The sequence below is a fragment of the Salinicoccus sediminis genome, from assembly GCF_000986795.1.
In the GTDB taxonomy this organism is placed as follows: Bacteria; Bacillota; Bacilli; order Staphylococcales; family Salinicoccaceae; genus Salinicoccus; species Salinicoccus sediminis.
This window is the reverse complement of the sequence record NZ_LAYZ01000024.1, coordinates 547609-558692: the sequence shown is the minus strand read 5'-3', so window position 1 is coordinate 558692 and position 11084 is coordinate 547609. Positions and strand designations below refer to the sequence as shown.

General features: G+C 51.6%; 13 protein-coding genes and 1 tRNA gene. 12 read left to right on the top strand and 2 right to left on the bottom strand.

Annotation, left to right across the window (positions count from 1 at the left end; all coding sequences use genetic code 11):
- The 7 genes from WN59_RS11275 to whiA all read left to right on the top strand — a co-directional run.
- Nucleotides 1-415, top strand: a 415-nt coding sequence (locus tag WN59_RS11275; RefSeq protein ID WP_046515415.1) for a prolipoprotein diacylglyceryl transferase family protein, incomplete at its 5' end; no start/stop codon positions are given.
- A gap of 2 nt (nt 416-417) precedes the next feature.
- On the top strand, nt 418-906 hold the full coding sequence (locus WN59_RS11270) for an acyltransferase (protein ID WP_046514927.1): 489 nt from the start codon (nt 418-420) through the stop codon (nt 904-906).
- Nucleotides 899-2323, top strand: coding sequence for a tetratricopeptide repeat protein (locus WN59_RS11265; protein WP_017547893.1), 1425 nt, complete (start codon nt 899-901; stop codon nt 2321-2323). Before WN59_RS11270 ends, WN59_RS11265 begins: the two co-directional genes overlap by 8 nt.
- Nucleotides 2324-2387: 64 nt before the next feature.
- Entirely contained in the window at nt 2388-3332 is a 945-nt protein-coding gene (trxB, locus tag WN59_RS11260) for a thioredoxin-disulfide reductase (RefSeq protein WP_046517228.1), read from the top strand.
- A gap of 173 nt (nt 3333-3505) precedes the next feature.
- Nucleotides 3506-4390, top strand: coding sequence for an RNase adapter RapZ (gene rapZ / locus WN59_RS11255; protein WP_082099275.1), 885 nt, complete (start codon nt 3506-3508; stop codon nt 4388-4390).
- Complete coding sequence (locus tag WN59_RS11250; RefSeq protein WP_046517226.1) at nt 4377-5357, top strand: gluconeogenesis factor YvcK family protein; 981 nt, start codon at nt 4377-4379, stop codon at nt 5355-5357. Before rapZ ends, WN59_RS11250 begins: the two co-directional genes overlap by 14 nt.
- Before the next feature lie 24 nt (nt 5358-5381).
- On the top strand, nt 5382-6326 hold the full coding sequence (gene whiA, locus WN59_RS11245; RefSeq protein WP_046517224.1) for a DNA-binding protein WhiA: 945 nt from the start codon (nt 5382-5384) through the stop codon (nt 6324-6326).
- A gap of 52 nt (nt 6327-6378) precedes the next feature.
- Here whiA and WN59_RS11240 read toward each other — a convergent pair whose 3' ends face one another.
- Entirely contained in the window at nt 6379-7311 is a 933-nt protein-coding gene (locus tag WN59_RS11240) for a TIGR01777 family oxidoreductase (RefSeq protein WP_046517222.1), read from the bottom strand.
- A 239-nt stretch (nt 7312-7550) separates the two neighbouring features.
- Nucleotides 7551-8147 (bottom strand): ATP-dependent Clp endopeptidase proteolytic subunit ClpP, encoded by a 597-nt coding sequence (gene clpP / locus WN59_RS11235; RefSeq protein WP_046517220.1) that lies wholly within the window; start codon nt 8145-8147, stop codon nt 7551-7553.
- 179 nt (nt 8148-8326) lie between these two features.
- On the opposite strand from clpP, the gene WN59_RS11230 reads away from it, so the two are divergent.
- The 5 genes from WN59_RS11230 (at nt 8327) to WN59_RS11210 (ending at nt 11083) form a co-directional block, all read left to right on the top strand.
- Nucleotides 8327-8398, top strand: a tRNA-Arg gene (locus tag WN59_RS11230).
- Nucleotides 8399-8420: 22 nt separating this feature from the next.
- Nucleotides 8421-9206 (top strand): threonine/serine exporter family protein, encoded by a 786-nt coding sequence (locus WN59_RS11225; RefSeq protein WP_231577223.1) that lies wholly within the window; start codon nt 8421-8423, stop codon nt 9204-9206.
- An 11-nt stretch (nt 9207-9217) separates the two neighbouring features.
- Entirely contained in the window at nt 9218-9670 is a 453-nt protein-coding gene (locus tag WN59_RS11220; RefSeq protein WP_046517218.1) for a threonine/serine exporter family protein, read from the top strand.
- 2 nt (nt 9671-9672) lie between these two features.
- Nucleotides 9673-9933 (top strand): glutaredoxin family protein, encoded by a 261-nt coding sequence (locus tag WN59_RS11215; protein ID WP_046517217.1) that lies wholly within the window; start codon nt 9673-9675, stop codon nt 9931-9933.
- A 130-nt stretch (nt 9934-10063) separates the two neighbouring features.
- A complete protein-coding gene (locus WN59_RS11210) occupies nt 10064-11083 on the top strand; it encodes a sugar-binding transcriptional regulator (RefSeq protein WP_046517214.1) in 1020 nt (339 codons plus the stop codon).
- Nucleotide 11084: the final 1 nt, after the last annotated feature.

Here is an 11084-nt window from a genome sequence, read left to right as displayed (position 1 = left end):
CATCGACGGCGCCTACTACCATCCGACATTCCTGTACGAATCACTGTGGAATCTGCTCGGTTTTGTCATCCTCCTCATGCTGCGGCCGAAACTTAAAGTGGGGCAGACGATCCTGCTCTATCTCATCTTTTATTCAGCAGGCAGGTTCTTCATCGAAGGAATGCGCACGGACAGCCTGATGATCGGCGACGTCCTCCGCACGGCACAGGTCATCTCGATCCTGCTCATCGTTTTGGCAGCTGCAGTGTGGATCTACCGCGAGATGAAATATGACCTGCCGAAATACGGCAGTGTACAGGGCATATACGGCCCCGGGGGCGCTGAAGCCGCCCGGGGGAAAAGAAAGCAGGCCGGTCAGACGGTCAAGAAAAAGCAGGGTCACAAAAAGGGTAAAAACCGTAAAAAAGGGAGATAGCGATGAGAAGGCTCGAGATCACAAAAGCAGGGAAAGTCAATCCGCTGTGGAATATGTACAGGACCATCTCCAGGTTCAAAGTGATAAAAAACTTCATATTCATCGAGCTCGGACGCTACGCACCTTCCACAAAGATCAAGCATGTACTGTACAGGAAGGCGCTCGGCATGAAGCTCGGGGCCAACGTATCCCTCGCATTCCGTGCCATGCCGGATCTCATGTACCCTGAGCGCATCCATATTGGCAAAAATAGTATAATCGGGTATAATACAGTAATATTGACCCACGAATATCTGGTCGACGAATACCGCATCGGTGATGTGAGGATCGGCCATGATACGATGGTGGGTGCGAACGTGACGATTCTGCCGGGTGTGGTGATTGGAAATCACGCGGTTGTCGGTGCAGGGGCCGTCGTTTCAAAAGATGTCCCCGACCATTCAACCTGCTACGGGAACCCGCTTGTTATAAGGAGCAGGAATGATGAATGACAATAGGAAAGTAATCCCCTTCAACCAGGGTGGAGAGTTCCATTTCAATCAGGGGATGAAAAAATCAGGACAAAACAATAAGCATGATGCTCTGAGGAGTTTCCAGAAGGCGATTGAACTCGAGGGGAACAATCTTGCGTACCTGTCCCAGTATGCCTATCTTCTTGCTGAGGTGGGCCGCGGGACGGAAGCCGAACATATTCTGATCAATGAGTTCATTCAGCATCAGTACGATGCTGAATTTTATTTTATACTGAGCCAGCTGTACATCATCATGAATGATCCCAACAAGGCGTTCCTCTTCGGTGTGCAGTATGTGAAGCATGAACCGGACTCCGGGTATGATGAAGAGCTCGAAAACATGTTTGAAGTGAGCATCGATGATGAGGAGGAAGTGGAGAAGGAGGCGGTCCGGTTCACCGGCCAGCACCTGTTCCAGCATCTCTTCATGAATGCCCGCATCGAAGAGGCGCTCGAGCTGCTTTCCACACTGCCGGTGGACATACAGGAGGAGCGGGAGTTCAGGAATATGAAGGCGATGGGGGCTCTATTCCTGAACCGCTACGAGGAAGCGCATGCCCTGCTCGAAGAGCTGCTGAAGGAAGACCGGACGGACATGCATGCTCTGAGCCACATGACGCTGCTCTATTATCACACGGGGGAAACAAAGAAATACCGTGACTACCTGAAGAAGATGGAAGTCGTCCAGCCCCTTGATGACGATGCACGTTTCAAAGTGGGGCTGGTGCTCAATTTCCTGAAGAAATACGAGCGTTCATATGAGCTGCTCTATCCGCTGTACAGGAAGCAGGCGTTCGTCAGCTTCCAGCTGCTCCATGCACTGAGCCATTCGAGCTACCATATGGGCAGCCGGGCGGAAGCGGAGATGTTCTGGGACAGGATGCAGCTGTTCCATAAGGTGGATGAAGCCTACAGTCCTTGGAAGAAGGATGAGGCATCACAGCAGATCACGGATCTTGAAATGAAGTATCTGAAAAGCGATGATGCATATATGCGACTGCTCGGGATATACAGGATCTATAACGTCAAACCGCGCGATGCGATTCTGGGACATGAAGTATGGGATACGATCGAATCTCTCGAAGATTATGAAAAACTGTACATTTCCCATCTGTTCCAGGGGCTGAACCTGGTCCGGCTCGGACGCATGCACAAAGGCCTTGAGGCCCTGAGGGTGGCAGGCTACACCGGTGAGGAGGACCAGCTGGCGTGGATTGAGACGTTCCATGGCCTGTATGACAGAAAAGAGGATGTCGAGGATACTGATGCACTTGCGGCTGCAACGCTGCACTTCCATAAGCGCGACAGGAAGATGACGAAGAAGGCGCTGGTGGAGGCGTTCGATACCACACTCTACCGGTTGAACAAGGCGATTGAGAAAATCAGGCACATTTGATGAAATATTGCACAGGAGCATTTATAATATATAAGAATGATTAAGAGACAAAGGAGTAATGATCATGGCTGAAGAAACTATTTATGATGTCGTCATCATAGGTGCAGGTCCGGCGGGAATGACGGCTGCGGTATACGCATCGCGTGCAAACCTGAAAACAGTGATGCTCGAGCGCGGCATGCCGGGCGGACAGATGGCGAACACCGAAGAGGTCGAGAACTTCCCGGGATTCGATTTCATCACCGGGCCGGAACTCTCCACCAAGATGTTCGAGCACTCCCGGAAATTCGGGGCTGAATATAAATACGGTGATATAAAATCCGTTGAGATCGACGGGGATATCAAGATCCTGAGAACGGGTACCGAAGACATCAGGACCAAAACGGTGATCATCGCGACAGGCGCGGAATACAAGAAGGTCGGCGTCGATGGTGAAGACACACTCGGCGGGCGCGGCGTGAGCTACTGTGCAGTGTGTGACGGCGCGTTCTTCAAGGAGAAGGAACTGGTTGTCATCGGCGGCGGGGATTCCGCAGTCGAGGAGGGTGTATTCCTCACCAAATTCGCAAGCAAGGTGACAATCGTCCACAGAAGGGACGAGCTGAGGGCGCAGAAGATCCTGCAGGACCGTGCCTTCAAGAACGATAAGATCGACTTCATCTGGGATACGGAAATTCAAGCCATCAATGGCGACAGCAGGGTGGAGAGCGTCACACTGCTCGACAAGAAAAACGGCTCGATCTACGACTTCGAGGCGGACGGCGTATTCGTCTATGTCGGCATGAAGCCGCTGACGGCGCCGTTCGAGTCCCTCGGCATACTGAACGACCTCGGATACGTCAATGCCAACGACGAGATGGAGACGCCTATACCGGGCATCTTCGCAGCAGGCGATGTCCGCGACAAGACACTCCGCCAGATCGTCACAGCGACGGGCGACGGAAGCATAGCCGCGCAGAATGCGCAGCATTATATTGAAAAACTTGCAGATATGCAGGAATCCAGATAACAGACGGCAGACCCTCCGGAGCGCATCCGGGGGGTCTGTTCAATGACGGTGGGCTGAGCCCTGCCATTGAAAACAAAGCTTCCGGCTAGTATCATAATATATTGCCATAATCTTTTTTAATGACATGAATTAGTGTAAAGTAGCCTTAAGAATATCAGGAGGGTGTGGGATGAGTGAAAGAACTTAAAATTTTGACCGGGATGAGCGGTGCGGGTAAATCCGTCGGCATCGAGGCACTGGAGGATATGGGATATTTCTGTATCGACAACCTGCCGCCGATCCTGCTGCCGAAAGTAGTGGAGCTCATGGAGACCGCGGACGGTCACATGTCCCGTGTGGCGCTCGGCATCGATCTTCGTGGCAAGGAGTTTTTTGAAAGTCTCATTTCAGAAATCGAAGAACTCCGGGACAACAATGAAATTGCTCTCGAAATCATTTTCATCGATGCCTCGGATGAGGCGCTTGTGAAGAGATACAAGGAAACGCGCCGGGCCCACCCGATTGATAATACATTGAATGTACTCGACGCCATCCATGTCGAACGCCGCCTCCTCTCCGAGCTGAAAGGCCGTTCGAACAAGATCATCGACACGTCGGAGACGACCGAAAAAGAACTCAGGAATAAAATATTCGAGCACGGAAGCGGGGAGAACCAGTCGCCGTTCAACGTCAATATCATGAGTTTCGGCTTCAAGAACGGCATCCCGATCGATGCGGACCTTGTATTCGACGTGCGCTTCCTGCCGAATCCTCATTATGTAGATGAGCTCAGGCCGATGACCGGGCTGGATAAGCCGGTTTCCGATTATGTGATGAAGTGGAAGGAAACACGGACATTCTACACCAAGCTGCTCGATCTGTTGAAATATATGCTGCCGCAGTTCATGAAAGAGGGCAAATCCCAGGTGGTCATTGCCATCGGCTGCACAGGGGGACAGCACCGTTCAGTTACTCTTGCTGAACAGCTTGCAAAGGACCTCTCGGAGCCGTTCGACTTTAAAATGAAGGCGGTGCACAGGGATGCACCGGTCGAGAGCAAATCTTATGAAGAAGATTAAAATCACCCTGGTCGGCGGCGGCACCGGACTCAGCGTACTGGCAAGAGGACTCAGACAGTACCCTGTGGACATTTCGGCGATCGTTTCGGTGGCGGACGACGGCGGATCGACAGGCATCATCCGCGACCAGATCGACATGCCGGCGCCGGGGGATATCAGGAACGTGATGAGCGCCCTCAGTGACGTGGAGACGAAGCTTGAGAATCTGTTCACCTACAGGTTCAACAAAGATGCCCTCGGCGGCCATGCACTCGGGAATCTGATGCTGGCAGCCATGTATGATATGACCGGCGATTTTGCCGTGGCTGTTGAGGAACTGAGCAAAATACTGAACGTCAAGGGGACCGTGATCCCGTCAACGAACATCAGTCCGAAGCTTGCGGCGCGCATGAAGGACAACTCGATCATCGTAGGCGAGAGCTACATCCCGGAAGTCCAGCAGAAAATCGAGGAAGTCTACCTGATTCCGAATGACACCGTCGCAACCCCTGAAGCGATAGAGGCGGTCTGGGAATCCGACGTCGTCGTCTTCGGTCCCGGCAGCCTCTACACAAGCATCATGCCGAACCTCATACCTGCCGGGATGAAGGAGGCGATCATCAATTCAAGCGGTATAAAGGTCTATGTATCGAACATCATGACCCAGGTGGGCGAAACCGTAGAGTACACCGCGGCCGACCATCTCGAGGCGATCAATTTCCATATGGGTGAGCGTGTAATGGACTTCATCATACTGAACGACCAGAATATCAAAGGCCGTATATCCGGTTACTATGACAGGAACGGCATGACTGTTGTGGACAGCGACAGCCGCCGTCTTGAAGAGATGGGCGTCAAAATAATAACGGATTACCGGCTGGTCCATATCGATGACCAGGGTGCGGTGAGACACAACAACAAAGTGCTTGCAGAGAAAATCTATGACATCGCTTTGAAGGAGATCAGCACTTTGCAGTACAGGAAATGAGATAATATTTAAGGGCGTGATTGCATGTCATTTGCTTCTGACATGAAGAACGAATTGACAAGGATCGAAGTGGATACGTGCTGCATGAAAAGTGAGCTTTCCGCACTGATCAAGATGAACGGCGCACTCAGTCATTTTGACGGGGACTGGATCATCAACATCCAGACCGAAAATGCGGCGATTGCAAGAAGGATATTCAGCCTCATCAAAAATGTGTACGGGGTGGAAATCGAACTGCTCGTGCGCAGGAAGATGAAGCTGAAGAAAAACAATGTATATATATGCCGGATCAAAAAAGACAGCCAGATGGTGCTCGAGGATCTCGACATCATGCAGGAAGGCATACTCTCCCACGAAATCAGCAAGGAGATCAAGTCGAAGGAATGCTGCATCAGAAGCTATCTGCGCGGTGCGTTCCTTGCGGGCGGCTCCGTCAACAATCCGGAAACCTCGGCGTACCATCTTGAGATCTTTTCACTGTATGAGGAGCATGCGGCAAGCCTTGCCGAGCTGATGAACGGCTATGAACTGAATGCCAAATACATCGAACGGAAGCGCGGGTTCATAACATATCTGAAGGAAGCGGAGAAGATTGCGGAATTCCTCAGTCTGATCGGCGGCTACCAGGCCCTTCTGAAATTCGAAGATGTCCGCATCGTGCGCGATATGCGCAACTCGGTGAACCGGCTGGTCAACTGCGAAACGGCCAATCTCAACAAAACCATCGGTGCCGCGATGAGGCAGGTGGAGAACATCCAGTTCATCGATTCGGAAATCGGGCTGGAGGAACTCCCTGACAGGCTGCGGGAGATAGCCAGGCTGCGCGTGGAGCATCAGGAGGTTTCCTTGAAGGAGCTCGGCGAGATGATGTCCACCGGTGCAATCTCAAAGTCGGGTGTGAACCACAGGCTGAGAAAGCTCGACAAGATTGCGGAAAAGCTGAAAAAAGGCGAGGCCGTCACATTTTGATGCCGGCATGAAGAACCACCTCAGGCGTATGTATGCCTGAGGTGGTTCTGCTTTACGCTTTGGCCGCTTTCTCCTCTTCGAAAAGGTCTTCAAGGGCGACTTCAAGCGTTGGAAAGATGAATTTGAAGTCATGTTTCATCAACACTTCCGGCATGACATACTGGCCTTTCAATATCAGCATGGACTGCTCGCCCAGCACTTTCTCGATGAGGAAGCCGGGTGTCTTGATGAAATCAGGTCTGCCGAGCGCTGCAGCCAGATATACGGAGAACTGCTTCTGCCTGTGCGGCATCGGTGCGGTCATGTTCACGGGGCCTTCGATGTCTTTGTTGACACCGGCAAAAAGCAGGGCGTTCAACAGATCATCGACATGGATCCAGCTGTACCACTGGTTCCCGCTGCCGAGCTTGCCGCCGGCGCCCAATTTGTACGGCATGGCCATTTTCGGCAGGGCGCCCTGTCCGCTGTCGAGGATCAGACCGAACCTTGCCAGCACCACGCGCACGCCGTGTTCTGCGCACTTCTGCGCCTCCCATTCCCAGGCGGTGACGACAGAAGACAGGAAATCGTGCGGTGCAAACGCATCCCCCTCGTCAAAACGGGCGCTTTCACTTACCGGATAATAGCCGATCGCACTCGCATTCACAAGGACATCCGGCTTGATTCCAGCCTTCTCGACCCATCTGTTGAGCATGCGCGTCACATCGATCCTCGAATCGAGGATTTCCTGCTTATGGGCGTCCGTCCACCTGTGCTGGAGCGATGCCCCTGCAAAATTATAGACGATGTCAATATGCTTCGGCATGTCCGCCATCCATGTATCATCATCCGGCTTGTCCGAATCATACTTTATATAATGAAGGTAGGGATGTTCGGAAGAGTGATTCCCCCGCGACAGTATATATACATGATCATGTTCCTTCTTGAGGATTTCAGTCAGCTTGCCGCCGATGAAGCCGGTGCCGCCTGTAATCAGTACATTCATAATAAAACGCCTCCTCTTACATACAGTATAACCCCGATGGTAATCCGGTAATCAGGAAATGATGAAAAAATTTGGCGGGAGGTCGATGCCGTGTCCGGCAACCGTGTTTAGGGGGCGTACATTCCGCGATGTCCGGGATGCAGATCTTCCGGACTCGATGAAACCGGCGGCGCCCGCATAAATCCACAAAAAAAGAGCAGCACCCAAAAATGGGGCCTGCTCTATCCGGAAATGAAAAATTATTTGTTATCGAGTGCTTCCGGTTCCATCACTTCGTCGACGAGACCGTATTCTGCTGCTTCTTCGGCTGTCATGAAGTTGTCGCGGTCTGTGTCCTTCTCGATTTTATCGAGCGGCTGACCTGTACGTTCTGCAAGGATCTTGTTGAGTTTTTCGCGTGTTCTCAGGATGTGCTTGGCGGCGATTTCGATTTCTGTCGCCTGACCCTGTGCACCGCCGAGCGGCTGGTGGATCATGACTTCTGCGTTAGGCAGTGCGAAGCGCTTGCCTTTTGCACCGGCTGCGAGCAGGAATGATCCCATTGATGCTGCCATGCCGAGGCAGATTGTCTGTACGTCGGGCTTGATGTGCTGGATGGTGTCATAGATTGCCATGCCTGCTGTTACACTGCCGCCCGGCGAGTTGATATAAAGGTAAATATCCTTCTCTGCGTCCTGGGCCTGCAGGAAGAGCAGCTGGCTGACTACTGAGTTTGCAACGTTATCATCGATGCCTGTACCAATCATGATGATCCTGTCTTTAAGCAGCCTTGAGTAGATGTCATAGGCACGTTCACCGCGGTTTGTCTGTTCAATGACTGTAGGGATTAAATTCATTTATTCTACCTCCTGAAAATGTTCATTTCATTAATGCGCTAATTATGTTATACCATATTAGTCAAATAAGGTCAAAAGAAAATGCTCGGAATGGATATTGCAGAAAGGGTAAATTTAACTCTTTCATTCAAATGGAATTATTGCTATACTGTATATGTTTTCATTGCTTATAAAAACGTACCCCCGTGGTGTAATGGATAACACGTAAGATTCCGGTTCTTAAAATGGGAGTTCGATTCTCTCCGGGGGTGTAATTGAATCGAGGTGGGCCGTGTGAATGGCGAACTTGAGATCATTGAAGCTCCAGACAGAGTCTACAGTGAAGACTTTGTGCGGGATGTATTTTACATTGCGATAAACAGTGGGAAAATACTGCTGGAAAATGGAGCGGAGACCTACCGTATCGAAGACACGATGTTACGCATCGCGTCGAGCTACGGTATCGAAAATGCTCAGGTGTTCGTCACTCCCACGGTCATTATTTTTTCTATGAACGATTATGCGCTGACGCAGACGGTCCGCATAGAGGAGCGTGCGAACAATCTGGAAAAGGTGGACAGCATCAACAACCTCTCCCGCAGGATATCAGACGGTCTGCCGCTCAAAACGGCCATAAAGCAGCTGGAGACGATCCATGAAGCACGGATGTTCCCGTTCTGGCTTGTCGTGCTTTCGGGCGGCATCATCGGTGTCATGTTCCTCTATCTGTTTGAAGGTGTGCTGATCGATGTGCCGGCGGCCTTCATCGGGGGTGCCAGCGGCGTGCTCATACTGGAAGGCATACTCCGGTATACAAAGCTGAAATTCTTCATCGAATTCTTTGCCGCACTGTTCATCGGCATCGTGAGCGTCCTCTATGTGGGGTCCGGGCCGGGACAGATGCTGGATACGATCGTCATCGCCAGCGTCATGCCGCTCGTGCCGGGTGTGCTGATTACAAATGCGATACGTGAAATGATCCGCGGCCATCTGCTTGCGGGCATCGTCAAAGGTGCGGAGGCGGCACTTACGGCGATTGCAATCGGCGCCGGCGTCGGCCTGGTATTCATGCTGTCATAGGAGGGAGTGCAATGATATATATCTATCAGCTGATCGCCAGCTTCTTCGCTTCAGCCGGCTTCGGGATACTGTTCAATGCGCCGAGGCGTGCACTCATAAGCTGCGGCGCCACCGGAGCGGTCGGCTGGATCGTATTCTATCTCTTCCAAGAAGGCGGGACGGATGCGGTCCTTGCGTCATATATCGGGGCCATCTTCCTGACGGCTGTGTCGCTCTTCAATTCCAGGCGGATGAAGATGCCGGTCATCATCTTCATCACATGCGGCATCATTCCGCTCGTACCCGGCGGCACGGCATATGAAGCGATGCGGCATGTGGTCATGAACCAGTATACAGAGGCACAGGAGTATGCATTCCAGGCGGCACTCGTGTCAGGTGCGATAGCGCTTGGCATCATCAGTACCGAAATGGCCGATCAGGTCTTCCGCATGGTGAAAAACAAATTCGGCAGGAAAGAGGCTTAGGCATGATAGAGCTCGTTTATTATACAAGGAAGAACTGTCAGCTCTGCGATGACGGACGTGAACAGATCAAACTGGCATTGTCGGAGCTCAGATACAACAAAGTGAAACTGACATCATTCGACATAGATGAGGATGACCGGCTCCAGGAGGAGTATATGGTGCGCGTACCCGTGCTCAAACATGAGGGGGAAGTCGTGCAGGAAGGGCTCATCGACTTTGTGCAGGTATATGATTACTTAAAGGAATATTTGGGTAAAAGGTGAATATGAATCAAAGTTACCCGGGCGGAAATAATTGCATTTTTTAATATATGTGCTATATTAAACATGTAGTTATTTTTTTGTCCCTGGTGGGACGAAATAGGTCTCACAGTGGCGGGAGGTGTTGTTGCCCATGTGGCAGAGGTTGTTGGACATTCAAAGACGCATCGCCCCGGAAGCCATAGATGAGCTTTTAAAACGTTTTGAACTATTGAAGCGGATAGAAGCGAATCAGCCAATCGGCAGGCGTACACTTGCCAGGAAATTGGACCTGACTGAGAGGATACTGCGCAGGGAAGTGGACACGCTCCAGTCCCTCGGATTGATTCTGATTGATAAAAGGGGCATAACCGTGTCGCAGGCGGGTATTGATGTAATGGACGAACTCTCCCCCTACATCACGACGATTGACCGCCGCAGCGATCTTGCACGCGGTCTTCGGGAAAAGTTCGGACTCAAGGACTTTTTCATCGTGAACGGAGATGCGGACCAGAGCCCCGAACTTCAAAAGGAATTGTCCAAAATGATGGCTGAAGAACTTCAGAAGATGTTTTTCGACGGTGCAGTCATATCTGTCGCCGGCGGATCCACGATGGCGAATGTGGGAAACTACCTGAAGCCGACGGATGAAAAACTGCTGTTTGTGCCGGCAAGAGGCGGACTTGGAGAGGAAGTGGGCAACCAGGCCAACTCCATAGCAAGCCGTCTGGCAGTCGCAACAGGCAGCGGCCATAAAGTGCTGTACGCCCCGGACAATGTCGGGGAGAACGTACTGGAACCACTCAAACTCGAGCCGGCAGTGAAGGAAGTGACAGAACTGAACCAGGCATCCGACTTTGTGCTCCATGGCATCGGCGAGGCATTTACGATGGCAAAGAGACGCAACGTCTCAGAGGATGTACTTGGCCAGCTCCGCGAAAAAGGGGCTGTCGGTGAGACATTCGGCTATTATTTCAATGCTGAAGGTGACATTTTGCGCAAAGTGAAGACCATCGGACTTCAACTTGAAGATCTTGAAAGCAAGCAGGCAGTTCTCGCAGTTGCAGGCGGCAGCAGCAAGAAAGAGGCAGTGCGGGCATATATGAAGATTGCCCCGAAGAATACACTGCTTTTCATCGATGAGACAATCGCAGAGTATTTGTTAAATAGCTGAA